A 25192-nucleotide genomic window follows, 5' to 3' on the forward strand; every position below is an offset into this window, starting at 1 on the left:
GTTTATTCTCTATCGCCCGCTCTAGTGAAGGCGGCCGCTGGCGTGTGCCAGCATCGTGTAGACCTTGCCGGTATCCGAGGTCAGGTAGGTCTGTGCCATGATGTTGTCGCGGTCGTTGCGCGACACGTCCTTGAGCAGCTTTTCGAAATCGTCGCAGTAACGATCGACAGCAGCTCGGAACTCCGCCTCCGACTGATATTTGCGGCGGATCTCGTCGAACGTCTGCTGGCCCTTCAGCGTGTAAAGTCGGCGCGTGAAGACGTCGCGCTCGCCGCGCCGGTAGCGGTTCCACAGCTCGATCGAGGCATCGTGATCGATGGCGCGCGCGATATCGACCGAGAGTGAGTTCAGCGATTCCACGACATGAAGCGGCGAACGCGCAGCGGGAGCAGGGCGCGGCGCTTCGGCGGGCGCCGCCGGCTTGGCGTCGTCTTCGCGCGATGCACCGGTCAGGAGGTCGCGCACCCAGCCGCCTTGCGGCGTGCGGCCGTTGGGGTCGCGCTGGCGTGGCGCTTGGTCTGCGGGACGTTCGAGGTCGAGCGTGCCGCGCAGCGCCGCCTCGCCCGAAGGCGCCTGCGGGGGACGGCGCTGTTCTGGAGCCGGAGCCGGGCGACGTGGCGGCTCAGCGGCGCGTGCGGCAGGCGCTTGCGGCGCCGGACGCAGGTTGCGCTGTTCCGAACTGTCGGCGCTACGGCCAGATTTCGCAACGATTTCAGAAAGTTCCTTCAGCGCGTTGATCTGCTCTGAAACGGCACGGCGGATAGCCGTGGTCGATTCCTTTGCTTCTTCCGGCATCTCGATGACGCCTTTCTTGAGCTCGGCGCGGGTGAGGTCGAGCTCGCTCTTGATCGAGCCGGCGGTACGCCGCATCTCTTCGGTCGCATCGGCAAAGCGCTTGGTGGCCGAATCGACCACTTCGGAAATCGCGGTACGGATCTTGTCGGCGGATTCCAGCGTCTTGCCTTCGGCGTTCTGCAGCGTTTGGCCGACCAGATTCTCGAACGAGCGCATGACCCTTTCGAGATCTTCCGATTTCTTGACAAGGCCGACGGCGAGGTCCTCCAGCGACGATTGCCTTTCGAGCGTGTGCTCGAGATTGCTCTGGGCCGAGCTCAACAGGTCCGAGGCACTGGAAAGCAACCGGCTGTGCTCGTCGAACTTGGTGGCGATAGAAGCAACCTCGCGCAAGGTCGAGGACGACAGCTCGGTGAGCCGCGTCGTGTTCGAATCGACCAGGCGCGCCGAACTGGCGAAGGTCTGCGCGGTCTTTTCCGTGGTCGCTGCGAAGCTTTGCGTGCTCCCGGTCAGGCGTTCTTCAACCTGGCCGAGATTGCCCGCCGCCTGCTCGATCAATTGACCGAGCTGCGAGCTGGAGGTGGTCATGCGGCCGATGAGGTCGGCAACGCTGTCGGCAAGCGTCGAGCGCGCGCCTTCGACGGCCGACAGGGTTTCGGCCGTGCGGCTGGCGAGGGCGTCGACGAGGGCGGCGTTTTGAGTGCGCAGCTTCTCGGTCGCACGTTCTGTGACCTCTTCCATGCTCTTTTGCAGCTCGGAGCCGCCCTGGGCAAAGCGCTCGACCAGAGGCCGTGCCGTCTCGTCCAGGATTTTCGATATTTCAGCCGAACGTGCCGCAAGCATCGTATTGAGCTCGCGAGTATTGGCACCGATGGTCTTTGCAGCGTCATTGGTGCTCTGGCCGATATGCTGGCCGACCGCGGTGAAGGTTTCGGCGATCGTGTTGGCACGCGAGACCAACTGCGCCTCGGCGTTCGCAACCTGCTCGTTGAGCTTTTGGCCCATTGTCTCGGCGGAGTAGGCGAGGCGGTTCTCGACGCCGGCGACCTGCTCCTCGACGCGGGCCGCTGTGGCAGCCGCACTCGATGCCAGGCGTTGGTCGGCGCCGGCAAGCACCTGCTCGATTTCACGCGCATGGACGGCGAGTTCCTGGCCAGTCTGCCTGGCGCGCTCGGCAACCCGCTGCTCGGTGCTGGTGAAGGCGCCGACAATGGTGTCGGCATGTTCGCCGATGGCGGTGCTGCTGTCGGCGATACGGGATACCAGGCGATGATCCGCCTCCTCGAAGATGCGGCCGATCTCAGCCGCACGGGCCGAAAGTGCTTCGGAGCCTTCGGCAATGCGCGAAATAAGTTGCTGGTCGGCGGCATCGAAAATGCGACCCAGATCCGACGCGCGTGCCGCGAGCGCTTCGGCGGATTCGCCGATGCGCACGCCCAGCCGCTCGTCGGCCGTTTCGAAATTGCGCAGGATGTCGCCGGCACGTGCCGCCAGCGACTGGGCCGTTTCGATGGCGCGAGAGACCAGCCTGTGGTCCGCCGCGTCGAAGGTGCCGGCAATCTCACTTGCTCTGGCTGCCAGCTGATCGGCCGTTTCCTGGGCGCGCGCGAGCAGGGTGTTCGACGTGTCGTCGACGCGGGCAATCAGTGCGCTCGACGTATCCTCGGCGCGCGCGGCAAGGCGACGATCCGCCTCTTCAAAGGTGCGGGCGATGTCCTCCGCCCTGGCGAGCAGGGCAGCGGAGGTCTGCTCGGCGCGCTCAGCGATCTTGCGGTCGGCATCGCTGAATGCCGCGCCCGCCTGCTCATGCAGCGCGCTCGTGACTTCCAGGACCTTCTCACGCAGCGCCCCGGCGACGAAGACCGCGCTTTTTTCGAGCACACTGCGAACGTTGTCGACACCCGTCGACAGCGCCCGCTCCATGGTGCTGGCGCGCTCCTCGATGATGCCTGTCTGCCGGCTGAACGCCTGCTCGATCTTTTCTACGTCGGCAGCGATTGCATCGGAGATGTCGGTGCTCCTGGCAGCGATCTGGTCGATATGGCCGGACAGCGAACGGTCGACATCCTTGCGCGTTTCGGCGAGCCTGGAGAGATCGTCCTGCAATGCGCGGGTCAGCATGTCGCGGCCCTCGCTCAGCTTGCCGACATGACCGGCGACGATCTCGTCGACCTCGCTGCGGCTCATTGCAAGCCTCTCCAGGTCGGCTTCCAACGCTCGCCTGAGGATGTCGCGGCCTTCCGCCAGTTTCTCGACCTGGCCGGCAACCAGCCCATCGATGCTCGAACGGCTTTCGGCCAGCTTGGCGAGATCGTCCTCGAGCGCCTTCGACAGGGTCGAGCGGTCCTGGACGAGCTTCTCTGCGTGGGTTGCGACAAGGCTGTTGACGTTGCCGAGATCGGCTTCCAACGCACGCGAAAACTGCGCGCGATTATCGGTCAATAGCTGCGACTGATCGGCGATGGCGCCCCTGATCGTGTTGAGATCGGCCTCCAAGGCGCGCTTGAGGATATCGCGGCCTTCGGCCAGTTTCTCGACCTGGCCGGAAACCAGTCCGTCGATGCTCGAGCGGCTTTCGGCCAGCTTGGCAAGATCGTCTTCCAAGGCGCGCTTGAGGATGTCGCGACCCTCGGCCAGCTTCTCGACCTGGCCGGCGACCAGCCCGTCGATGCTCGAACGGCTCTCTGCCAGCCTGGCAAGATCGTCCTCGAGCGCTTTCGAGAGGGCCGAACGCTCTTCGGTAAGCTTGTTCATATGTTCGGAGACGACGCCCCGCACGGTCTCGAGATCGGTCTCCAGTGCCCGCGACAGCTGACCACGGTCTTCCGCCAGCTTTTCGGACTGGCTGGCGATGACGCCCTTGACAGTGCTCAGATCGGCTTCGAGCGCTCGCTTGAGGATGTCGCGGCCCTCCGCCAGTTTCTCGACCTGGCCGGCAACCATCACATCGATGCTCGAGCGGCTTTCGGCCAACTTGGCGAGATCGTCCTCGAGCGCCTTCGAAAGCGTCGAACGGTCTTCGGCAAGCTTGTTCATGTGATCGGAGACAACGCCCCGCACAGCCTCCAGGTCGCTCTCCAGCGCCCGTGACAACTGGCCACGGTCTTCCGCCAGCTTTTCAGACTGGCTGGCGATGACGCCCTTGATAGCGTTCAGGTCCGATTCAAGCGCGCGCTTGAGGATATCGCGGCCTTCCGCCAGCTTCTCGACCTGGCCGGCAACCAGCCCATCGATGCTCGACCGGCTTTCGGCCAGCTTGGCAAGATCGTCCTCAAGCGTCTTCGAAAGCAGGCTGCGGTCATCGGCGAGCCTGCCGGAATGATCAGCGATCAGACTCCTGATGTCGGAGAGGTCGTTATCGAGTGACTGGGAAAGACCGCTGCGGTCTTGCGCCAATTTCGCCGAATGCGCCTCGATGAGGCCATTGATGCCGGCGATGTCGGCTTCCAGCGCACTGGCGAGTATGGCGCGACCCTCGGCGATCTTTTCGACCTGACCGGCGACGAGGCCGTCGATGGCGGCGCGGCTCTCTGCCAACTTGCCGAGGTCGGCCTCGAGCGCGCGCGAAAGGATGCTGCGGCCTTCGGCGAGCTTGCCGACGTGCCCGGCAACCATTTCATCAATTATCGTACGAGCTTGCACGAGTTTTCCGGAGTCTTCGTTCAGGGCCTGGGCCAGCCTGTTGCGACCCTCTTCAAGGCTTTCGAGATGGCTGCCCAGTGAAGCGTCGATCGCTGCGCGCGATTCGTTGACCTTGCGCAGATCCTCCTCAAGGGCGCGCGAGATAAGGCTGCGGCCTTCGGCAAGCTTCTGCACCTGGTTGGCCACCGCTGCGTCGATTTCGGCGCGACCCTCGGCGAACTTCGCCAAATCGGCCTGCATTGCCGCCGCCATCCGGTCGCGGCTTTCGGAAAGCTTGCGGCTATGGTTTTCGACGGCTTCCTCTATGCCGGCGCGAGCATCGGCAAGCCGCTCGATGTCCGTGTCGAACGAACGCGATACGACATGGCGTGCCGCTTCCATGCGCCCGGCGAAATCGCCGGCGCGGGCTTCAAGCATGGTCGAGGTCGATGAAATGATGTCGGCCATGTCGGCACCGATCTGGGTCTTGCCCTGATCGATCATTGCCGACAGCGTCTCCTTGCTATCCTGGAAGGTGTGGGCGATTTCGCGCGCGCGCTCGACCAGCGTCTCGTTGATCTGGCGTGCGCGAGCCTCCAGCGCGGCGTTGAGCTTCTGCGTGCCGGTGTCGAGCGCCTCGGCGCGGGTCTGGAACTCGCTGATCAGCGCCTGGCCACGTTCGGCAAGCGTCCGCTCGATGCCGTTGAGGCTGGCTTCGAATTCCGAATTGAGTGTGCGGGCGGCGCCGCCGAGCAGCGACACCATGCCGCTCGTGCGGTCGTCGAGCAGGTCGGTCAGCGACCGCGTCAGGCCATCGGTGGTGTCCGTCAGCTTGGCGATGCGGGTGTCGAGCAGGCTGGCGAAGGCCTCGCCCGACGTCGACAGGCGATCGGTGATCGATTCGAGCCGGCCTTCCACCGAATCGAAGATCGACATCGAGCTTCCGTTGATCCTGTCGATCAGCGTGTCGCCGGATTCGTTGATCGTCATCGACAGCTTGGTCGAGGCGTTGAGAATGCTGTCGCGAATGATATCGCTGGCGGCGTTGATCTCGTCTTTCAGTGTCTCGTGGGCGCCGGTGATCGAGGCGCGCACGCGCTCGGCATGGGTGACGACTGCTTCGCGCTCGCTGCCCAGCCCATCGACCAGCGAGCGGATGCGGGACTCGTTCTCTGAATAGGAGCGCTCGATCTGGTTCACCTCGCTGTGAACCAGCGTTTCGAGCTCGACGGCACGCGCAAGCGTGCGTTCGATGCCTTCGCCCATGGCTGCCACCTCGCGGCGAACCGCTTGGCCGATCATCATGACGCGATCCTGGGCAAGATTTTCCGGCTCGGCCAGACGGAAGGCCACCTCGGTCATCGACTGCGCGGCAAGGCGCATCTCCTGAGCGCGGCGGATCATCACTGCGAATGCCCAGAACAGGATGACAGGCACGATTGCCGCGACCGCCAGGCCGATCAGCTCGGGACGGGCGAAAAACTGATCGAAGGTGCGGATGTTCCAGATGCCAGGTCCGAACAACAGGTTCGCAAGGCCGCCAGCGCCGGCGATCCAGGCCAGCGAAACGAAAGCCACGACCCAATAGATCGTGTTCGAGGCGCGCCGATTGAGGGTGTGCAGGAGCGTTTTATAGTCTTTTTGACGATCGTCGTTGGCCGGCGAGAAAGCTGCCGGCTGCGAGCCATTGCGCGTTGCGACAGGACGCAACTCAGCCGGCTTGGCCTTTGGCGCGGAATTTGCGTTCTGGCTTTGATTGGCGGCTTGTGCCGCGCTCTGGGTCTGGTCCGGGGCAGGCGGTTCGTTCTGGCTGCGACCTTCGCGCGCCAGCTCGTCGGCGGCTTGCGATATTTGCGCTTCCAGATCTTCCATGGATGCCGCCATGTCGAAGTCGCCGCCGGCATCGCCGCTCAGGTCGATATCGAGTGCCTTTTCGAGTTCTCTGGCTACGTCGCTGTCGAGCGTTCTTGTCGTCGTTGGTTTCTTCGCCATGCCTTCGCTACCCTGTACAAGCTGCGGCGGGACTTATGGTTCTGCTTATTGATTCTGCCTAGCGTGTCCCGCGCAGGAGGCTGAAAATGGACCCTGTCGTATCGTAATGACACAGCCGGGTAAAGAAAACATGCATTCCGCCCGATACGTAAAACTTTAAATATAAGGTTAACACAGCCGTGATTCCGGCGCCGTTATCGCGACATTTTTCGGGGCCAATCATTAACCCGTTGTCCACCGGATACGCCTAGTTTTTGCGGCGGTCGAAGAACGGAGTCTCAAAGTGATACGTGGCGAAAACGGCATTGCCTTCTCGATGCCCGGCGGCGATGTGTCGGGGACAGCCGGGGCGCGGCCGATCGACCTGGCGCATCTTGCGCGCCAGACGATGGGCGATCGGAGCCTCGAGCAGGAGGTGCTGGCTCTGTTCGTGCAGCAGGCGCTGTCGGTGCGCGACAAGATCGTCGATGCGGATGTCGGGCAGCGGCTGCTATTGGCACACGGGCTCAAAGGCTCGGCGCGCGGGGTCGGCGCCTTCGCCATCGCCGATTGCGCCAGTGCGATCGAATGCCGGCCCGAAGACGCCGGCACGCTGAAGCGGCTTGGCTCGCTGATCGAAGAAGTGCGCGACTTCGTCGCCGCCATCAGCCGATAGCACTTATTCCCGAAACGCCACACAGCGGCGCTTTGGCGCCGCAGTTGACTTGTCCGGCAGAGTGATTATGTCGGCTCAGACTCCCTTCAGGTGACAAATGACCAAGCTGACCTTCATCGCCCATGACGGCACGCGTTTTGACGTGGATGCCGAAAACGGCTCGACCGTCATGGAAAATGCGATCCGCAATGCGGTGCCGGGAATAGAAGCGGAATGCGGCGGCGCCTGCGCCTGCGCGACCTGCCATGTTTATGTCGACGAAGCCTGGACGGCGGAGGTCGGCGAGCCGGAAGCCATGGAAGAGGACATGCTGGATTTCGCCTACGACGTCCAGCCGAATTCGCGGCTGTCATGCCAGATCAAGGTGCGCGACGCCCTCGACGGGCTGGTCGTGCGCGTGCCGGCCCGCCAGGGCTGAAGCCGATTTTTGCCGCTGCCGCTTGGCAGCGGACCAATGGTCATGCAGTGTCGCGCCGTTTCCCATAAAGGCGCATGCTTCATGACCGCTATCATCAAGACAGACGTACTCATTGTCGGGGCAGGGCCTGTCGGTCTGTTTGCGGTATTCGAGCTCGGCCTCTTCGACATGAAGTGCCATCTGATCGACATACTCGACCGGCCCGGCGGGCAGTGCGCCGAACTCTACCCGGAAAAGCCGATCTACGACATTCCGGGCTGGCCCTCAATCTCGGCGCAAGGTCTGGTCGACAAGCTGCTTGAGCAGATCGCGCCGTTCAAGCCCGAATTCACCTATAACCGCATGGTTTCGGGCCTGGAAAGACTGGAGGACGGCAGCTTCCGCGTCACTACCGACGAAAACGAGGTGTTCGAAGCCAAAATCGTCGTGATCGCCGCTGGCGGCGGCTCTTTCCAGCCGAAGCGGCCGCCGATCCCGGGCATCGAACCCTATGAAGGCAAGAGCGTGTTCTACTCGGTGCGCCGGATGGAGGACTTTCGCGGCCATGACCTCGTCATCGTCGGCGGCGGCGATTCGGCGCTCGACTGGACGCTGAATCTGCAGCCGGTGGCCAAGAGCGTGACACTGGTGCACCGGCGGCCCGAATTCCGTGCAGCGCCCGACAGCGTCAACAAGATGTATGCCATGCAGGAGATGAAGCAGCTGGAATTCCAGGTTGGACAGGTGACTGGCCTGACCGGCGCCGACGGCCAGCTCGCCTCCGCCATCATCAAGGGACCGGAGGGCGATATCGAAGTACCGTGTACGCGGATGCTGCCATTCTTCGGCCTGACGATGAAGCTCGGCCCAATCGCCGAATGGGGCCTCAATCTCCACGAGAACCTGATCCCGGTCGACACCGAAAAATTCCAGACGTCGGTGCCTGGCATCTTCGCCGTAGGCGACATCAACTGGTATCCCGGCAAGTTGAAGCTGATCCTGTCAGGCTTCCATGAGGTCGCTTTGATGGCGCAAGCAGCCAAGCGCATCGTCAGCCCCGGCGAGCGCATTGTGTTCCAGTATACGACCTCGTCGACCAGCTTGCAGAAGAAGCTCGGCGTGGTCGACTGAACCTCGCTGTATTTTCGTGGGGCCGGTCTACTCCGCCAACGCTGGGGCCACAGCCTCGGCGTGGCCGCGAAGCGTTTTTTCCGGCATCAACCAGAGCGTGATGAACGACAACAGCAAGGTTGCGGCCGCTGCAAGAAAGATCATCACGAACGGCATGGCCGAGGCAACATGGCCGGCCGGCTGCGTGCCTTCGCTGGCCAGCGGCAGGCCGTAGCCAAGGGCGACGGCACCAAGCATGGCGACGCCAAGCGCACTGCCCAGCGAGCGGAGGAAGGTGAGAACGCCGGTCGCCACGCCAAGGTGCATACGATCGACGGCGTTCTGGACCGAGACAGTGGCAACCGGAAAGGTCGTGCCTGTGCCCAGGCCTACGCAGGTCGTCAACACCTCGACGAGCAACAGTGAGGCATGCCCGGCGACCAGGCTGAGCACGCCGAGGCACAGGATCGAGAAAACCGTTCCGATCATGGCAATGCGTTTATAGTGGAAAAAGCGCGGGATCATTCGCGCGCTGAAGGTCGCACCGGCCACCGTGCCGAGCATCAGCCCAAGCAACGCGGTGCCCGATTCGCTGACCGACAGGCCGACGACCGATTGCAGGTAGACCGGCAGATAGACCGACAAGCCGACATTGGCGGCCTGCAGCAGGAACATCGACAGCGTCCCGGCGAGAACGATCGGATTGCCGAGCACTTCGAGCGAGATCAGCGGTTCGGCCGCACGCAGCAGCCTCAGCGCGAACGCGCTCCAGAACACCGCTGAGCAGAAGAGCAGTCCAAGGATTTCAGGCGACAGCCAGGGATACTCGCTGCCGCCCCAGTTCAAGGCAAGCAGCAGCAGCGAGGTGGCCGCGACCAGAAGCAGCGCGCCGAGGCCGTCGATGCGGTGATGTTTTGCGGCGATCGGCAGCTTCTTGAGCGGGTTGTTGATGATCGCCATCGCCAGCAGGCCGAGCGGAATGTTGATCCAGAAGATCAGCGACCAATGCAGATGTTCGGCGAAGGTGCCGCCGAGCAGCGGCCCGGCGATGCTGGCGACGGCCCAGGTGCCCGAGATCCAGGCGGCGTAGCGAGCCCGCTCGCGCGGCGGCACGAGGTCGCCGATCACGGTCTGCGTCAGGGCGAACAGCCCGCCGCCGCCGGCGCCCTGGATCGCCCGGCCGACAACCAGGACCAGCATGTTGGGGGCGGTGGCGCTGACCAGCGAGCCGGCGAGAAAGATCAGGATTGCAGCATAGACGGTCGGCCGGCGACCATAAATGTCGGAGATCTTGCCGTAGAGCGGCGCCACGGCGGTCGCGGTCAGAAGATAGCCGGTCACGATCCACGGCAGATACTCGGCATGCCCGAGCAGACGTGCCATCGTCGGCATCGCCGGCGCGACGATGGTCTGGTCGAGCGCTGCCAGCAGCATCGACAAAAGCACGCCGCCGATGATGGCGTTTTTCTCGGTTTCGGTCAGCGGCGTGCTGGTTTCCACCATCGCTTGCTTGTCGATAGCCTGGTCCATATCCATTCATCCCATTACGCTTGGGTGCACGTCCGCGAGGCGCTGGACTGCGTCGAGTGTACAGATTGGCCGTGTTCTCGTGCCTTTGAGATGAGCCCTGCGAACTCGATATATGTCGTTCGCTATAGGCCGATTTCGACAGCGGCTCGAAAGTTTTTCGAAGCTGGCACCATGTTTCGGCAAAATTGGCTTTGTCCGACGACGCGGAGTTCAGCCGGGAGCGAGTCGGCCGTTCTCAATGCGCTCGATGCGGTAATTCAAGAGCCGCAGGATGCGGCTTTGGAAATTGACGCTTTCCACACGATCGAAGCGCATCTGCTCCTGGTCGTGCTTGGCGAGCATGGCCGCCGTTATTTTTGCGGCCTTGGCCTTGGCCAGTTCGCAGGTCTTTTCCGGGTAGCTCGCCTTCAAGGCGTCTTCGAGTTCGCGGCCATGGTTCTTGGCAATCTCGACGTGGCGTTCCTCATGGCGCTTGATGTCGGCGGACAACGTATCCCAGAACAGCCTGACGCCTGCATCGGCTTTGCGCGGGCGGCGCCACTGCGGAAGGATCACCTTGACCTTGACGGTGACGACAGCGTCGGCAATCCAGCACGAGCCCGGCTTTTGCGCATAGCTGACGCGGGTGGTGAACGCCATCTGGGTAGCGCCTGGATGCCGCGACCCGGTGCTTTTCACCTGAGGCCCGAGTTTCGACAGCTGGGTCTCGATGTCGTCGAGCGTCCTGCCGCCGATCGGGAAATAACTATATGTCTTGACGAGAGTTGCAGCGCTGGCCGGGAATGCGGTCAGGGCGAGCATCAGGGCGCAAAGGAAGGATCGTTTCATCGTGTTGCCTCTTTGCCCACCTTGCTTTACCGCCGTCTCCGGCGCAACGGAATTGATCCCCGGCCACGCCGCGGGATCGGACATGGTTGATGGGCAATGATGACAGGGCGATGGCAGTTAGCCCACGGACGCCATCTCGACATTGGTGGCAAGGCCGTGGTCGTCGGCATCCTCAACATCACGCCGGACAGTTTTTCCGACGGCGGCCTGTTCGATGCGCCTGAAAGAGCAGTTGACCAGGCGCGCCGCATGGTCGGGGAGGGGGCCTCCGTCATCGACATCGGCGGAGAATCGACACGTCCCGGGGCGTCTGCGATCTCCGCAAAGGAAGAGCAGGCTCGCATATTGCCGGTCATCGAGGCGCTCGCGACGTCTGGCGGAACGCTGATCTCGGTCGATACCTATCGCGAGGATACGGCCCGGCTCGCCGTCCAGGCCGGCGCACATATCGTCAATGACGTCTGGGGCCTGCAGCGCGAACCGGGCATTGCCCGCGTCGCGGCCGAAACCGGCGCCGGGCTTGTCATCATGCACACGGGACGGGATCGACAGAAACTGCCCGACGTGATTGCCGATCAGCTCTTCTTCCTCAGGAAGTCGCTGGAAGTTGCGCGACGGAGCGGTGTTGCCGACGACCATATCGTGCTCGACCCGGGCTTCGGCTTCGCCAAGGAGACGGCCGCCGAAAATCTTGACCTGATGGCACGGTTTTCCGAGCTTCGTGCGCTGGGTTTTCCACTGATGGCCGGCACATCGCGAAAGCGCTTTATCGGCACCGTCATCGGCCGCGATGCAGCCGCAAGGGGCGCCGGAACCGCGGCCACCAGCGTCATCCTGAGGCTCAAAGGCGCGCATCTTTTTCGCGTCCACGATGTCGCAATCAACGTGGATGTGTTGGCCATTGCCGATGCTATGCTGGCGCGTGAGATCGGGGAAAGCTGAGCCATGTATGTCATCCGCATGAAAAACTGCGCCTTCTTCGCTCGGCACGGTGTGCTGGACGAAGAAGAGACGCTCGGCCAGCGCTTTTATGTCGATGCGGCACTCACGGTGGATCCCGGGCGGGCGCTGGTCGAGGATTCCATCGAGGACACCGTCAATTACGGCATCGCTTTTGCGGTCATCGAGAAGATCATTACAGGCGAGCGGCGCTTTCTGATCGAAGCGCTGGCGCTCGAAGTGGCGAGGGCGCTGACGGCGCGGTTTCCGCAGATAAAAAAGGCCGAGATCACCGTGCGCAAGCCGAATGCCCCGGTGCCGGGTGTGCTCGATCATGTCGAGGTGACCGTTGTCTGGCCAGAATAATACCGTCTATCTCAGTCTCGGCGGCAATCTCGGTGACCCGGCGAGGTCGATGGCTGCGGCACTGGGCATTCTGGATGCCGACGAGAGCACGCGCGTCGTTGCCGTTTCGTCGCTCTACCGCACGCCGCCCTGGGGCAAGCTCGATCAGCCGGATTTCCTCAATGCGGCGGCCGAAATCTCGACCGCGCTCGCACCGCGAGAGTTGCTGGACCTCTGCCTTGATGCCGAGCGAAAACTGAAGCGAGTGCGCGAGGAGCGCTGGGGGCCGCGCCTGATCGATATCGACATTCTGGTGTTCGGCGACCGCGTTATCCACGAGACCGGGCTGGAGGTGCCGCATCCGCGCATGCTGGAGCGCGCCTTCGTGCTGGCACCGCTGGCAGAAATTGCGCCGGAGCTCGTGGTCGACAGCAAGAGCGTGTCGGAGCGGCTGGCCGCCGTCGACACATCGGGCATTGAACGGCTGCCGTCAGGCCGGGATTGGTGGAAGGCCTGAGGCTGCCGCCACCGGTGCCCGAAATCAGCCGGAAAACCCACCTCCGTCTAGGAACATTTGTTCGTCCGGTGTCGTCTCGCGGCCAAGCATCCTGTTTCGGTGCGGAAAACGGCCGAAGCGCTGGATGATGTCGCGATGCTCGATCGCATATTTCAGGTAGGACGGAGCCTTGGCGGCGGTAAGCTCCACCGATTTGAGCTGATCGGCGAGGTCCTCCGAATGCTCATAGGGCAGATAGAGAAAAACGCGGAGCTCTTCGTCGAGCGCCAGGTCATGGCCGGCAGCGATCGCCTTCCCGGCGAAATGCCGCGCCAGCGGGTCCGTGGCGTACATGTGGCCGGTGCCGCGAAAGCAGTTTCGCGGAAACTGGTCGAGGAGGATCATCAGTGCCAGAGACCCTTCGGCGTGTTCGGACCAGCCGTCGCATTCGCGGCCGGCGGCGGCGAAGTGCAGATCGAAAAACCGGGTGCGGAAGTCGGCATCAAAGGCGTCGTTTTTCTCGAACCATGCCTCCTCCCCGGCGTCGCGCCAGAATCTGGTGACGGAGAGAGCGCGCTCGTCCAGTTCGTTCATCATTCGCGTCATTCCAAGGTTTAATCGGCCGGTTCGGATTTCTGCAGCACGCCGGCGGTCTCTTCGTTGAGCGCCTGGCCCGCGCGCCGTGGCGTGCTGAGCGGCGTCGGAATGGGGGTGCCAATATTGCCTTTGAGAAAGCGTCGCCCGGCGCGGATGCCTTCGGCCAGCTGAAGTTCGAAACGGGCAGCGTCGCGGCGACGGACATCCTCGATGACCTCGGCGACCTCTTCTGGGTCGACGCCAAGGGCTTCCAGTGTCGAGCCGCCGAAGACAAGCGCCGATTCGAAGGTCTCGCGGAGCTGATAGTCGACGCCGGCACGAATGAGCTGCAACGCCGTACCGCGGTCGAAAGCCCGTGCCAGCACCGTCAGCAAGGGAAACTCCGCCTTGATCAGTTCGGCGATGCGCACGGCGGCATCGGGCTTGTCGACGCAGATCAGCACTGCGCGTGCCCGCCCGGCTCCCGCGGCACGCAGGATGTCCAGCCGCGTGCCGTCGCCATAATAGACCTTGAAGCCGAAATCGGCTGCCGCCTGGATCATTTCGACCTCATTGTCGATGATCGATACGTCGATGCCGCGCAACAAAAGCGGCTGGCTGGCGATCTGGCCGAACCGGCCAAAGCCGATGATCAGCACGCTGCCGGTCAGGCCGTTGGCGACATCGACGCCTTCAAGCGACTGCTCGTCGCGCGGCGTCAGATACCGCAGGGCTATGATTGCCAATGGCGTCAGCACCATGGAAATGATGACGATAGCCGTCAGCATCGCATTGGCCTGGCTATCGATGATCCCGACTGCCGCCGCTGCGGAATAGAGGACGAAGGCGAATTCGCCGCCTTGCGCCATGAAGACCGCGCGCTCGAGCGCTTCCCGGTGGCCGGTTTTTAGAATGCGGGCGACGATATAGATGCCGATCGCCTTCATCATCATGTAGGCGGCGACATAGATGGCAATGAGCTGCCAGTTGACGACGACCACATGCAGGTCAAGTGACATGCCGACGGCGAGGAAGAACAGCCCGAGCAGAATGCCGCGGAACGGTTCGATATCGGCCTCCAGCTGGTGGCGGAAGGTCGATTCCGACAAGAGTACGCCGGCCAGGAAGGCGCCCATCGCCATCGACAGGCCGGAAAGCTGCATGGCGAGCGCCGATCCGAGAACGACCAGAAGGGCGGCTGCGGTCATCACCTCGCGGGCGCGCGCATCCGCCAGGATACGGAAGAACGGATTGAGCAGATAGCGTCCTGCAAGCACCAGCCCGACGATCGCGGCAAGGCCGATACCGACCTCCGTCAACCGATCCGACAGGCTCATATCGGCGCCGCCCGGCGCGAGGAAGGCGATCAGCGCCAGCAGCGGCACGATGGCCAGGTCTTCCAAAAGCAGGACCGAAACGATGCGCTGGCCCTTTGGCGTGGCCAGTTCGCCGCGTTCTTCCAGCAATTGCATGACGATGGCCGTCGAGGTGAGCACGAAACCGGCGCCGGCGACGAAGGATTGCGCGATCGGAAAACCTCCCGCCAGCCCGACGCCGGTCAGCAGGACCGCGCAGACGCCGACCTGCAGCGCGCCAAGCCCGAAGATCTCGCGGCGCAGGCCCCACAGGCGTGACGGCTGCATCTCCAGTCCGATGATGAACAGGAACATGACGACGCCGAGTTCGGCGACATGAAGAATGGCTTCCGATTCGGAAAAGATGCGCAGCCCAAACGGGCCGATCACGACGCCGGCCGTCAAATAGCCGAGGATGGAGCCAAGTCCCATGCGCCTGAAGATCGGCACCGCAACGACGCCGGCGGCAAGCAGCGCCACCACCTGGATCAGATCGCTGTTCGATGCCTCTGCCGCCATGCCTGCCGTTCCGCTCTCTTGCAACAAGCGGCCAAGATAGGGGCTTCGGGGCGGATCGAACAGTGCGAATCCGGTGCGTCGTGGAAGCGATATTGCACTGCACAGGATAATGGGCCTCCGGGCGTTGCTTGTTCCAGCGATCCGGCTAAGGACGCCCGGCTTCGGCCAGTGGAGGGTGAGCGACGATCACGTCGCGGCCCTTTTTGAGGAGATGACTGACATGAAGACGTTTTTGCTGGTTGCCGTTGGTATCGCGGCACTTGCCGGCTCCGCCTGTTCCAAGGCACCGGAGTGCACGACCGAGATGCTGACCAAGAAGGCTCAGGACATGACTGCAGCGCTTCAGGCTGCGATTACCAAGGATCCGGCCAAGGCTGCCGATCTCACAGCCAAGGTCCAGGCGGTCACAACCAAGTATCCGGGTGGCACAACAGCGGCTGACGCCTGCAAGGCTTATGACGAGCTGACTGCGGCGATCAAAGGCTGAGCGCCCATTGCATGTCAAAGAGGGCGGCGCCGTTTGGCTGCCGCCTTTTTCATGCCCGAGACTCAGTTCGGAGCGATGGAGCCAACTTCTACCCCATCGACCCGCTTCAACTTCATCCCGATGACCGGGACTAGTTGCTGGTCGACGCGCACGGCAACGGTCACCGTCATCGAATTGTCGTCTGGGACAAGCGCCTGCATTACGCCGCGCAACTGATTGCGATTGATGGTGAAAACCACCTTGTGCGCATCGACGACATTGCCACCGATAATGTCGAGGCCGGACCCGGCGGCGCCGCCCATGAAGCTGCCCTTGTAGCCCTGGCGGCCCTTGTGCTCGATCGTTGCCGACATCTGCTGTGTGAACATGCCGACCCGGCAGCCGCCGTCGAGCGACATGCCGACTTTGCCGTCAGGCGTCGAGCCGGTGAAGCTGCAGGTGAATTTCGTGCCCTTGTATTTGCCGGCGACGATTTCTCCGGGGCCGACCCATTTGCCTTCGACCGATCGAAAGAACTGCTTGTCCGGTTCCGCCCCCGTAGCCTTTCCGGCAATGCCGACGGTTGCGACAAGCGCGAGCGCCACGGGTAGCCCGCTGGACAGAATAACGCTTTTCATCGACGACACCCGGCAACAAAGAGACTGGTTTGGACGCTTCCGACCATGAACAAGATTGGTTAATGCTTTGTCACCCCAAGGCAATAGTCACGTTCGGGAAACGGATGTTTCTTTTTCTTTTTTTGCTGCAAAGGACGTCAGCGCGGAGAGGAAATCGCCTAATCCAGGCCGCCTGACCGCGTAAAAGGGCAGGGGCCTTGCGGTTTCCATCGCTGCAATGCCGATGCGCGCCGTCATCATGCCGTTGACGACGCCTTCGCCGAGCTTTGCCGACAGCCGGGCCGCAAGGCCGTGGCCGACGATCTGTTGGACGAAACTGTCGCCGACGGCGATCGACCCGGTGACCGCGAGATGGGCGAGAACGCTGCGCGCCAGGCGAAAGAAGCCGAGCGTGCCCGGGCGGCCGCCATAGAGCTCCGACAGCCGCCGAATCAGCCGGCCGGCTTCGAATACGACATAGGCGACGTCGACCAGCGCGCGCGGGCTGACCGCGGTCACCAGGGACACACGCTTTGCCGCCTCGAGGATCATCACCTTCGCGCGGGCGTCGAGCGGGCCGAGGATCTCGGTCTCGGCCAGGCGCACCAGATTGCCGCCGTCAATGATCTCGCCGCGCAATTCGGCCAGCGAGCGCCTGCCGGCCGCGGTTTCGGGTTTGGCCGAGACAAAGACCGACAACTCGTCGACCACGGCTCGGGCGGTCTTCGGATCGTCACGGGCAATCGCATCGAGCGCCCGCTTCTGCAACTTTTCGACCTCGGCAAGCCGGGCAATCGCCATGAACTCGCGCACGAGGATGATCAGAAGCGCCAGGATGGCGATCGCGGCCATGCCGGCGGCCAGCCAGCCCAGCCACTCGGCGCGCTCGAACAGGTCGCGAATCAGCTGGTCGGTCCAGAGGCCGACGGCGAGCGAAACCAGAACGCCCAGCGCGCCGAAGAACAGGCTGCCAAGCAGCGAACGTTTTCGCGGCGCAATCGCCGGCGGCGGCTCGGCAGCGACGATATCAGGCTCGTCGAAGACGTCGATCTCCGCCGGTGTGACCACGGCCAGATCCGCCCTGACGGTACGCGGCTTTCGCGCCGGCGCGGCCTCGGACCCAGCATGGCGAGCCGTGGAATCTTCCTTCTGCTGGGGCTCCGGCTCGATGCGAAAGGCCGCCGGTCTGCGGGGCGCACTCATGCGAGATGATCTCCGATCAGGAACTGCAGCGCGCGGTCGAGCCGGATATGTGGCAGCGACAGCGTGACGCCCTCGGCGGTGCGCTCGAGTTTCGGCGGGCGAAAGCGCACGAAGCGGATCGTGGGGTCGTCATTGTTCTGCCGGCGGATCGATTCGGAAACGTCGAACAACGCATCAATTTTCTCCGGCAAGTCACCGGGAAATATGGCTGTTTCGGTCTTTCCGTCAAAGGTTTCGCCGTTGATTTTTTCGCCACGCAATGGCATGCCGATAATGACCGGCAAAGTCTCGCGGCCCTGCTTGACCGTGCCTTCACGGGTCGCGCGCATGGCCGCCATGGCGACGACGTCGACGTCGGCGCCGGTGAAATTCGCCCGCGCCACGGCGCGGTCGGCTAGCCGCCGCACGATGGCCTGCAGGCGGTCGTGGCTTTCGTGGTGCAGGTGGTCGGCCTTGGTCGCGGCCACCAATATGCGGTCGATGCGCCTCGAAAACAGGTCGGTCAGGAAGTTGCCCCGGCCGGGCCGGAAACAGGACAGGATTTCGGTGACCGCGCGTTCCAGATCGGCCATCGCGCCGGGGCCGGCATTCAATGCCTGCAATGCGTCGATGAGCACGATCTGGCGGTCGAGACGCGTGATGTGTTCGCGAAAGAACGGTTTAACGACATGCGTCTTGTAAGCCTCGTAGCGCCGTTCCATCATAGCCTGCAGCGATCCCGAGCGGGAGCGCCGGCCGCCCAGATTCGGCAGCGGCGCGAAGGTGAGAGCGGGCGAGCCTTCAAGATCGCCGGGCATCAGAAAGCGGCCGGGCGGCAAGGTCGAAAGCGCCCGCTCGTCGAGCTTGCAGGCCTTGAGATAGGCGGCGAAGCTCTCGGCGAGACGGCGCGCCGTCATCTCGTCGGCGTCGGCGTTGGGGTCGACCGGATTGGAGAGCGCCCGCCATTCCCGCGAAAGATCGACACGCACCGGCAACACGGCCATCTCGAAGGCCTCACGCGAAAAATCGGCGTAGGACTTGCCGAGCAGCGGCAGGTCGAGCAGCCATTCGCCGGGATAATCGACGATGTCGACCGACAATTTGCCGGCGGAAAACATGCGGCTCCAGCCAGAGGCCGATTCGTATTCGATGGTGAGCCTCAGTTCGGAAATCGCACGCGTCGAATCCGGCCAGACGCGCTCGTCGACAAGAGCCGCGATGTGATCCTCGTACTGGAAGCGTGGTACGGCGTCGTCCGGCTGCTCTTCGAGAAAAGCCCGGGCGATGCGCCCCGATTTTTGTGCCTCAAACAGCGGCAAGCGTCCACCATGGACCAGATTGTGTACAAGGGCCGAGATGAACACCGTCTTGCCGGCGCGGGACAGCCCGGTCACGCCAAGCCGCAGCGACGGAGCGAAAAGCCCGGCAGCGCGGCCTGACAACGTATCCAAGGCAATCTTGGCCTCGTCGGTAAAAGTCGTCAGCGATGATGCCAAATCTGTTCTCGCGGGCCGGTCAGGCTCCGATATAGGCTTTGATGCGCGGCTTTGAAATGGCCTCAGATATCCGCAGGCGTCAGGAAGGCTTCGAGATAGCCGGTGCCTGGCGCAGCCTCGGCAAGTCCGCCGTTGAACCGGACCACGGCAAGTGCGGAGGTCGGGAAGCCGTGGTTCAGCATGGCCCGCGCGGTCTCGTTGCCGTCGCCCGACAGCGCCATGGCGAGATCCTCAATCATCGGATTGTGGCCGATGGCGAGCAAGGCATCCAGCCCGCCATTCTGCCGGATGGCAGTGAGGTATGCGGCGGCATCGTCGCTGTAGAGGGTGTCACAGAACAGCACCCGGCCCGTGTCGGTATGGCCAGCCAAGCTTTCCAGCGTCTGACGGGCGCGCTTGGCGCTTGAGCACAGGGTGAGGGCCGGTGCGTATTTGCGGGAACGCATCAGCACGCCCATCGCTTCGGCATCGGCGAAGCCGGATGCATCGAGCGGGCGGTCGAAGTCAGTCACGCCAGGCAGCGCCCAGCCGGCCTTCGCATGCCTCAGCAGGTAAAGTCTGGTCACGGAACCCCCGATATGTCGGGTACCGACCGGTCAAATGCGGCCGCAGGAATTAGCCATCAGAAGCGCTTCGCGCGCAATGCCGATGCCCCCTCAAGCATAATGAATCATGCGCGAATTCGGGCGTGCCGTTCATGCGAATGATGTCGCCAATGTCGGTTTGTCCCACATAAACAAATGCGTGAAACTGTCGTCGATTGCGCTTGTGCAGTTTTCGGTCCGCGAATATATAGGCGCCAAATTTGGGGTTTGTTGGGTGAGTCGAATGAACGACATCGTTACCGCCGATTACGTACCCTCCGAAGACGAGCCGTTCATGAACGAGCGGCAGAAATCCTACTTTCGCATGAAGCTCGTCACCTGGAAGAACGACATCTTGCGCGAAGCGCGCGAAACTCTCGAAATCCTGCAGCAGGAAAACGCTAACCACCCCGACCTCGCCGATCGCGCCTCCTCCGAAACCGACCGCGCCATCGAACTTCGCGCCCGCGATCGCCAGCGAAAACTGATCTCCAAGATCGATTCCGCCCTCCAGCGCCTTGACGAAGGCACTTACGGTTATTGCGAGGAGACGGGCGAGCCGATCGCGCTGAAGCGGCTCGACGCGCGCCCGATCGCCACCTTGTCGATCGAGGCACAGGAGCGCCACGAGCGGCGCGAGAAGGTCTACCGCGACGACTGAGCCGGCGGGAAAAACACGGCATCGGTAAAGCGTTCGAAATGGCCGGTTTCCGGCCATTTTCATTGGCCGTTCGCTATCGCCCTATCTTTTCTGATTGGACAACTCGCCGAGGAGCTTCGTCATCTCGTCGTCGAGAGAGGGCGATACCTTCGCCACCGGCTTGCTCGCCGTTTGGCTGAAGCGTGGCTCGTCGAGGGAAACCTCCAGCTCCTTCATTAGCGCATCGTCGATCGACTCATGCTGTGCCGGCGGCTCGTATCTTGCCGGGGAGTCCTGTCTTGCCGGCTGCGGCGCATGCCGCGAGGCATTGGCATTGACGGATCCATAACTTGGCAACGGTGTGACGTTCGATGCCGGTTTCGGCGCCGGCATAGGCGCCGGCATTGTTGCTGGCATCGTCGCCGTCTGGCGAGCTCGGACAGGGGGTGCGGCCGCGCTTGCCGGCTGCGGCGGCGCTTGCCTCGCGGGCGCGGCTGTGGTCTGAGCTGGCCTTGCTGCCGGCTGGTGGCTGCTGTCTCCGGTCAAGGCCGGGCGGCGCAGCGCCGAGAGTCTGATGTCGCGCTCGACGACGACGTCGGTCGGACCACCGATCAAGAGCAGGTGCTCGATATCGTCGCGGCGCACCAGCACCAGCCGCCGGTGACTGTCGACCGCTGTGGCATCCATGACAGCCAGCCGCGTCTTGCGGTTCCTGCCGCCGGCGACGAATGTTCCGAATGTCAGGCTGCGGACCAGCCTGATGATAAGAAGAATGATGAGCAGCAGGACAAGTACTGCAAACGTCCATAGGATTGCTGCGGCATAACCAGGACCCGCCACGCCATCCAGCCATTGCAGCATTGGTTCCCCCAAAATCAGCTTTCGAAGAGAGGCGACACTAGACTGTTGCGGCAGGCCACCGCAAGTTGCCTTTCACGCTTCGTGAACAGCTCGAAACCGGGAGCCTTTTTAGCGGACATCTGCCGCCGGGCCTTTTCCCGACCCTGAGAATATGATTCAACCGACACCGGAATTCACGAGCAGGGGGCACATGGCCAAGGAAGCGCGCGGCGATTTCTATCCGGTACCTATCGTCGACCAGAACACGCGACCGGGCGCGGTCACCCGGCTCATCGTTTTCATCGTCGTCCTGACAGGGGCAGCGATCGTCTTCGGCCTTTTCCGAGAGCGACTTGGCGATCCATTCCTCCTCGGCATGCTTGGCGTGCTGGCGATGATCGGCGTCGGCTTTCTATTCGCCACTGCGATCGGCTTCGTGCATATCACGCCGCGCTCGACAAGTGACGAACTGTCGAAAGCTTTCGTCGATTCGATGTCACAAGGTCTCCTGGTCACCGACACCAAAGGCCGTATCATCTACGCCAACCGGACCTATGCCGATATGACGGGTGCCGAGTCGGCCGCCGACATCAAGACGGTCGAAGGTTTGCTTTCAGACGTTCCCGAGGCCTCGGTGACCATATACCGGCTGGCGTCGGGCCTGCGCGACGGCCAGCCGGGCGACGGCGAGTTTCGGCTTGCGCAGTCCATTCGGCCAGGCGCCGAACCGGGCGCGCGCTGGTACCGCGTCCGGGCCCGCGCGTTCAGCGTTCCAGGCCAGCGGCTGCCGATGCTTGCCTGGCAGCTTGCCGATATCTCGCAGGAACGGGCCGAGCAGGAGCGGTTCTTTCTCGACCTGCAAAAGGCGATCGATCACCTCGATCACGCGCCGGCCGGTTTCTTTTCGGCCGACCAGGAAGGCCGCGTCACCTATATCAACGCGACCCTTGCGGAGTGGCTGGGCATCGACCTGGCCAGCTTCACTCCCGGCGCCATCACGCTGCCGGAGATCGTCGCCGGCGACGGCATGGCGCTGGTCCGTTCGGTCAAGGCCGACGCTGGTACCACGCGCAATGCCGTTATCGACCTCGATCTGACGACGATGACCGGCGAGGCGCTGCCGGTGCGCTTCATGCATCGTGTCTCGGCCAGCCGAGAGGGGCTCAACGGCCCGACTCGCACCATCGTGCTCAACCGGACGCAAGGCGAGGACGCTTCGGCCGACCTCCGTGCATCGGAAATACGCTTCACGCGGTTCTTCAACTCGACGCCGATGGCGATAGCCGGCGTCGACCATGCCGGCCGCATCCTGCGCACCAATGCGCCGTTCCTGTCGCTGTTTTCCTCGGTCGTCGACCGCGACGCGGTCGATCGGCGTGTGCGGCTGGATACGGTGATCCACGAGCGCGACCGGCCGGCTTTCGCCGCGGCCTTTGAAAAGGCACGCCAGCAACAGGCTGACATCGAGCCGATCGATACGGTGCTGCCCGGCAATGAGGAGCGCCACATACGCTTCTACGTCAATGCGGTCGCTGACGGCACCGGCGGCGAGGGCGCCGAGGAATCGGCCATCGTCTATGCCGTCGAGACCACCGAGCAAAAGGCCCTCGAGGGCCAGATGGCGCAGAGCCAGAAAATGCAGGCGGTCGGCCAACTCGCCGGCGGCATCGCGCATGACTTCAACAATGTGCTGACCGCCATCATCATGGCCTCGGACCTGCTGCTGACCAACCACCGGCCGTCCGATCCGTCATTCCCGGACATCATGAACATCAAGCAGAACGCCAACCGGGCGGCCTCGCTGGTGCGGCAGTTGCTGGCCTTCTCGCGCAAGCAGACGCTGCGGCCGGAGGTGCTCAACCTGACCGACGTGCTCGCCGATCTAAGGATGCTGCTTGCCCGGCTGGTCGGCAACGACATCAAGCTCAAGATCGACCATGGCCGCGACCTGTGGCCGGTCAGGGTCGATATCGGGCAATTCGAGCAAGTGGTGGTCAATCTGGCGGTCAATGCACGCGACGCGATGCCGGCCGGCGGCGAACTCACCGTACGTACCCGCAACGTCAGCGCCGGGGAATGCAAGACCTTTTCCTATCGCGAACTTACTCCGGCCGACTATGTGCTGGTCGAGGTCGAGGACAGCGGCAGCGGCATCGCGCCTGATGTGCTGAAAAAGATCTTCGAGCCCTTCTTCACGACAAAGGAGGTTGGCAAGGGAACTGGCCTCGGCCTGTCCATGGTCTATGGCATCATCAAGCAGACAGGCGGCTTCATCTTCTGCGATTCCGAAGTCGGCAAGGGATCCGTGTTCCGCATCTTCCTGCCGCGGCACATTGCGGAGGCAAGGAAGGCGGGCGAGCCTGGAGAGGCGCCGGCCGCACCTGCCAAGATCGCCGACTCAGCCAAGGACCTGTCGGGCTCGGCCACGGTGCTGCTGGTTGAGGACGAGGACGCCGTGCGCATGGGCGGCATGCGGGCGCTGAAATCGCGCGGCTACACTGTCCACGAGGCGTCGTCCGGCGTCGAGGCGCTTGAGGTCTATGAAGCGCTCGGCGGCAAGGTCGACGTCGTGGTGTCGGACGTGGTGATGCCGGAAATGGACGGCCCGACGCTGCTTGGCGAATTGCGCAAACGGCAGCCCGACATCAAGTTCATCTTCGTGTCCGGCTATGCCGAAGACGCGTTCGCCAAGAACTTGCCGGCCGACGCGCATTTCGGCTTCTTGCCGAAGCCGTTTTCGCTCAAGCAATTGGCCACGATCGTAAAGGACATGCTGGAATCCTGACCCTTCCAACGCTCCGCTTGCGCAATGTCGTGAGACTGCCATGATTGCAGGCGAAACGGGCGACGGGTTTTGGAAAGCATGCCGTGACGCCACACAACGAAGCTAGCAAAGGCGACTACGCAAGCACGGTGCTGCTGCCGGGCGACCCGCAGCGCGCTGAATGGATGGCGGAGACCTTTCTGGAAGCGCCGCATTGCGTCAACCGCCGCCGCGGCGCGCTTGGCTTTACCGGGCTGTTTCGCGGCAAACCTGTCAGCATCCAATCCACCGGCATCGGCGTCTCTTCGTTCCTGGTCTATGTGTATGAGCTGCTGGACTTCTATGGTGCGAAAACACTGATCCGCACTGGTACCTGCGGTGGCCTGACCGCCGAGATGGCGCTGCGCAGCCTGGTGATCGCGCAATCGGTGCGTGGCGAAAATGCGGAGAGCGGCCAGGTTTTTGGGCTCTATCGTGCCGATGCCGGCCCCGATCCGGCATTGTTGACCCAGGCATTGGCCCGAGCTTCAGAACTCGGCATCGACCATCGGGCCGGGCTGACCATTTGCAGCGATATTTTCTATCATCCGCTGGGGCGCGAACGCTTTGCCGAAGCACAGGCACAGGGCGCGCTCGCCGTGGACATGGAAACCAGCGCACTCTACCGCATTGCGGCCGATTTCGGCGCTCGGGCGCTGTCGATCCTGACCGTCGTCGACAACGTGGCAACCGGCGAGCAGACCGACTATTCCGAACGCCAGGGGCTTTTCACCGATATGACCCGGCTGGCGCTCGATCTGGCGGCGGAGAGCTAGGCGGCTTTTGTGCTTCGGAGTACGGAACCTCGCCAGATTCCGTACTTTTTTCAACGCTTCGTGCAGGTCGAGGCGGTAAAGGCGCCGTCTGGCTGCTTCATGATGATGTCGAAGGACGGGGTGGTTCCGCTTTCCAGCGTCGCCTGCGTAAGCGAGATCGAGTTGCCGCCACTGGTATAGCCACCCAGCGGACCTAGCCAGGTGATCACGCCGTCTGCATCCATCTGGTAATTGTAGCTCTGCGGCGCGATGCCGAAGCTCACAGGACCGCTATAGACGTTTCCCTTGATGGTGATGTCGCCGAGGCTGAGGAACATGCCAAGCAGATAAACTTCGCAATGATAGGAGCCGTCCGGCAGCTTCCCGTCGCTGAAGCCGGCGCGCGCTACGGTCGTCGCCGCCAGCAGAAGCATGGCGGTGAAAATGCAAGAAGCTCTGAAAGCCATTTGATCGCTCGTTAAGGGGGTTCAAACTTGCCCATTTCGCTGCGGCGCTGCAATCCTCGCCAGCGCTCAGATGATGCTGCTCAAAATTCAGGCATTGGCCTATATGTGAGTAAAACTTAGGCTGATATGGGTGATCCTTTCTCGTTTCGAACATAGCAGGCGAGGTTCATCTCCTGCAGCTAAT

General features: G+C 62.9%; 21 protein-coding genes. 10 read left to right on the forward strand and 11 right to left on the reverse strand.

The genetic code is table 11. From position 1 onward, the window contains the following. Positions 1-21 precede the first annotated feature (21 nt). Positions 22-6408 carry an apolipoprotein A-IV repeat region-like domain-containing protein gene (locus tag NKH17_RS20130; protein WP_352806956.1) on the reverse strand — a complete coding sequence of 2129 codons (6387 nt, stop codon included), beginning with the start codon at positions 6406-6408 and terminating at the stop codon, positions 22-24. 286 nt (positions 6409-6694) lie between these two features. Between NKH17_RS20130 and NKH17_RS20135 the strand changes: the two genes are divergently transcribed. The 3 genes from NKH17_RS20135 (at position 6695) to NKH17_RS20145 (ending at position 8591) form a co-directional block, all read left to right on the forward strand. After that, positions 6695-7063 carry an Hpt domain-containing protein gene (locus NKH17_RS20135; protein WP_352507889.1) on the forward strand — a complete coding sequence of 123 codons (369 nt, stop codon included), beginning with the start codon at positions 6695-6697 and terminating at the stop codon, positions 7061-7063. Positions 7064-7160: 97 nt separating this feature from the next. Continuing rightward, positions 7161-7481 (forward strand): 2Fe-2S iron-sulfur cluster-binding protein, encoded by a 321-nt coding sequence (locus tag NKH17_RS20140; protein ID WP_254817397.1) that lies wholly within the window; start codon positions 7161-7163, stop codon positions 7479-7481. A gap of 81 nt (positions 7482-7562) precedes the next feature. Next, entirely contained in the window at positions 7563-8591 is a 1029-nt protein-coding gene (locus tag NKH17_RS20145; RefSeq protein WP_254817396.1) for an NAD(P)/FAD-dependent oxidoreductase, read from the forward strand. A gap of 27 nt (positions 8592-8618) precedes the next feature. Here the strand turns inward: NKH17_RS20145 and NKH17_RS20150 are convergent, their stop codons facing one another. Further along, on the reverse strand, positions 8619-10100 hold the full coding sequence (locus NKH17_RS20150; RefSeq protein ID WP_352507856.1) for an MDR family MFS transporter: 1482 nt from the start codon (positions 10098-10100) through the stop codon (positions 8619-8621). A 210-nt stretch (positions 10101-10310) separates the two neighbouring features. Continuing rightward, positions 10311-10928 (reverse strand): DUF922 domain-containing Zn-dependent protease, encoded by a 618-nt coding sequence (locus NKH17_RS20155; RefSeq protein WP_352645545.1) that lies wholly within the window; start codon positions 10926-10928, stop codon positions 10311-10313. A 96-nt stretch (positions 10929-11024) separates the two neighbouring features. On the opposite strand from NKH17_RS20155, the gene folP reads away from it, so the two are divergent. From folP to folK, 3 genes are read left to right on the forward strand one after another with little or no spacing between them, the layout of a single operon-like run. Continuing rightward, a complete protein-coding gene (gene folP, locus NKH17_RS20160) occupies positions 11025-11870 on the forward strand; it encodes a dihydropteroate synthase (RefSeq protein WP_352972115.1) in 846 nt (281 codons plus the stop codon). Between the two features lie 3 nt (positions 11871-11873). Beyond that, positions 11874-12233, forward strand: coding sequence for a dihydroneopterin aldolase (gene folB / locus NKH17_RS20165; RefSeq protein WP_023674838.1), 360 nt, complete (start codon positions 11874-11876; stop codon positions 12231-12233). Next, the gene (folK, locus tag NKH17_RS20170; protein ID WP_352899042.1) at positions 12217-12729 is read left to right on the forward strand and encodes a 2-amino-4-hydroxy-6-hydroxymethyldihydropteridine diphosphokinase; all 513 of its coding nucleotides are present in this window, start codon (positions 12217-12219) and stop codon (positions 12727-12729) included. The genes folB and folK overlap by 17 nt, the downstream gene beginning before the upstream one ends. A 24-nt stretch (positions 12730-12753) precedes the next feature. On the opposite strand, the gene NKH17_RS20175 is transcribed toward folK, so the two are convergent. Beyond that, positions 12754-13305, reverse strand: a complete 552-nt coding sequence (locus NKH17_RS20175) for a DUF924 family protein (protein WP_502901872.1) — start codon at positions 13303-13305, stop codon at positions 12754-12756. A gap of 17 nt (positions 13306-13322) precedes the next feature. Next, positions 13323-15158, reverse strand: a complete 1836-nt coding sequence (locus tag NKH17_RS20180; RefSeq protein WP_352899039.1) for a monovalent cation:proton antiporter-2 (CPA2) family protein — start codon at positions 15156-15158, stop codon at positions 13323-13325. A gap of 220 nt (positions 15159-15378) precedes the next feature. Between NKH17_RS20180 and NKH17_RS20185 the strand changes: the two genes are divergently transcribed. Then, positions 15379-15645, forward strand: a complete 267-nt coding sequence (locus NKH17_RS20185; protein WP_352478988.1) for a hypothetical protein — start codon at positions 15379-15381, stop codon at positions 15643-15645. A 62-nt stretch (positions 15646-15707) separates the two neighbouring features. Here NKH17_RS20185 and NKH17_RS20190 read toward each other — a convergent pair whose 3' ends face one another. The 4 genes from NKH17_RS20190 to NKH17_RS20205 form a co-directional block, all read right to left on the reverse strand. After that, a complete protein-coding gene (locus tag NKH17_RS20190) occupies positions 15708-16262 on the reverse strand; it encodes a hypothetical protein (RefSeq protein ID WP_352899038.1) in 555 nt (184 codons plus the stop codon). Between the two features lie 87 nt (positions 16263-16349). Continuing rightward, complete coding sequence (locus NKH17_RS20195) at positions 16350-17444, reverse strand: YcjF family protein (RefSeq protein WP_352478986.1); 1095 nt, start codon at positions 17442-17444, stop codon at positions 16350-16352. After that, entirely contained in the window at positions 17441-18919 is a 1479-nt protein-coding gene (locus NKH17_RS20200) for a YcjX family GTP-binding protein (protein ID WP_352899036.1), read from the reverse strand. The genes NKH17_RS20195 and NKH17_RS20200 overlap by 4 nt, the downstream gene beginning before the upstream one ends. Before the next feature lie 62 nt (positions 18920-18981). Next, positions 18982-19485 carry a SixA phosphatase family protein gene (locus NKH17_RS20205; RefSeq protein WP_352899034.1) on the reverse strand — a complete coding sequence of 168 codons (504 nt, stop codon included), beginning with the start codon at positions 19483-19485 and terminating at the stop codon, positions 18982-18984. Positions 19486-19747: 262 nt separating this feature from the next. On the opposite strand from NKH17_RS20205, the gene dksA reads away from it, so the two are divergent. After that, positions 19748-20164: an RNA polymerase-binding protein DksA gene (dksA, locus tag NKH17_RS20210; protein WP_023674847.1), complete on the forward strand. Its 417-nt coding sequence runs from the start codon at positions 19748-19750 to the stop codon at positions 20162-20164. Positions 20165-20245: 81 nt separating this feature from the next. On the opposite strand, the gene NKH17_RS20215 is transcribed toward dksA, so the two are convergent. Next, positions 20246-21004 (reverse strand): hypothetical protein, encoded by a 759-nt coding sequence (locus tag NKH17_RS20215; RefSeq protein ID WP_352899031.1) that lies wholly within the window; start codon positions 21002-21004, stop codon positions 20246-20248. Positions 21005-21194: 190 nt separating this feature from the next. On the opposite strand from NKH17_RS20215, the gene cckA reads away from it, so the two are divergent. Continuing rightward, positions 21195-23768, forward strand: coding sequence for a cell cycle histidine kinase CckA (gene cckA, locus NKH17_RS20220; RefSeq protein ID WP_352899028.1), 2574 nt, complete (start codon positions 21195-21197; stop codon positions 23766-23768). Between the two features lie 83 nt (positions 23769-23851). After that, complete coding sequence (locus tag NKH17_RS20225) at positions 23852-24562, forward strand: purine-nucleoside phosphorylase (RefSeq protein ID WP_352899025.1); 711 nt, start codon at positions 23852-23854, stop codon at positions 24560-24562. Between the two features lie 50 nt (positions 24563-24612). Here the strand turns inward: NKH17_RS20225 and NKH17_RS20230 are convergent, their stop codons facing one another. Continuing rightward, positions 24613-25008 carry a hypothetical protein gene (locus NKH17_RS20230; protein ID WP_023674851.1) on the reverse strand — a complete coding sequence of 132 codons (396 nt, stop codon included), beginning with the start codon at positions 25006-25008 and terminating at the stop codon, positions 24613-24615. Positions 25009-25192: the final 184 nt, after the last annotated feature.

Origin of the sequence: Mesorhizobium sp. M1334 (genome assembly GCF_040317995.1) — a bacterium.
Lineage (GTDB): Bacteria > Pseudomonadota > Alphaproteobacteria > Rhizobiales > Rhizobiaceae > Mesorhizobium.

Excerpts from the sequence above, each read along its gene's own strand:
- NKH17_RS20140 (WP_254817397.1), top strand. The coding sequence starts at position 7,161 with ATGACCAAGCTGACCTTCATCGCCCATGACGGCACGCGTTTTGACGTG.
- NKH17_RS20230 (WP_023674851.1), bottom strand. The coding sequence starts at position 25,008 with ATGGCTTTCAGAGCTTCTTGCATTTTCACCGCCATGCTTCTGCTGGCG.
- NKH17_RS20195 (WP_352478986.1), bottom strand. The coding sequence starts at position 17,444 with ATGAGTGCGCCCCGCAGACCGGCGGCCTTTCGCATCGAGCCGGAGCCC.
- NKH17_RS20180 (WP_352899039.1), bottom strand. The coding sequence starts at position 15,158 with ATGGCGGCAGAGGCATCGAACAGCGATCTGATCCAGGTGGTGGCGCTG.
- NKH17_RS20190 (WP_352899038.1), bottom strand. The coding sequence starts at position 16,262 with ATGAAAAGCGTTATTCTGTCCAGCGGGCTACCCGTGGCGCTCGCGCTT.
- NKH17_RS20155 (WP_352645545.1), bottom strand. The coding sequence starts at position 10,928 with ATGAAACGATCCTTCCTTTGCGCCCTGATGCTCGCCCTGACCGCATTC.
- NKH17_RS20185 (WP_352478988.1), top strand. The coding sequence starts at position 15,379 with ATGAAGACGTTTTTGCTGGTTGCCGTTGGTATCGCGGCACTTGCCGGC.
- NKH17_RS20145 (WP_254817396.1), top strand. The coding sequence starts at position 7,563 with ATGACCGCTATCATCAAGACAGACGTACTCATTGTCGGGGCAGGGCCT.
- folB (WP_023674838.1), top strand. The coding sequence starts at position 11,874 with ATGTATGTCATCCGCATGAAAAACTGCGCCTTCTTCGCTCGGCACGGT.
- NKH17_RS20175 (WP_502901872.1), bottom strand. The coding sequence starts at position 13,305 with ATGATGAACGAACTGGACGAGCGCGCTCTCTCCGTCACCAGATTCTGG.
- folP (WP_352972115.1), top strand. The coding sequence starts at position 11,025 with ATGATGACAGGGCGATGGCAGTTAGCCCACGGACGCCATCTCGACATT.
- NKH17_RS20130 (WP_352806956.1), bottom strand. The coding sequence starts at position 6,408 with ATGGCGAAGAAACCAACGACGACAAGAACGCTCGACAGCGACGTAGCC.
- cckA (WP_352899028.1), top strand. The coding sequence starts at position 21,195 with ATGGCCAAGGAAGCGCGCGGCGATTTCTATCCGGTACCTATCGTCGAC.
- NKH17_RS20215 (WP_352899031.1), bottom strand. The coding sequence starts at position 21,004 with ATGCTGCAATGGCTGGATGGCGTGGCGGGTCCTGGTTATGCCGCAGCA.
- NKH17_RS20150 (WP_352507856.1), bottom strand. The coding sequence starts at position 10,100 with ATGGACCAGGCTATCGACAAGCAAGCGATGGTGGAAACCAGCACGCCG.
- dksA (WP_023674847.1), top strand. The coding sequence starts at position 19,748 with ATGAACGACATCGTTACCGCCGATTACGTACCCTCCGAAGACGAGCCG.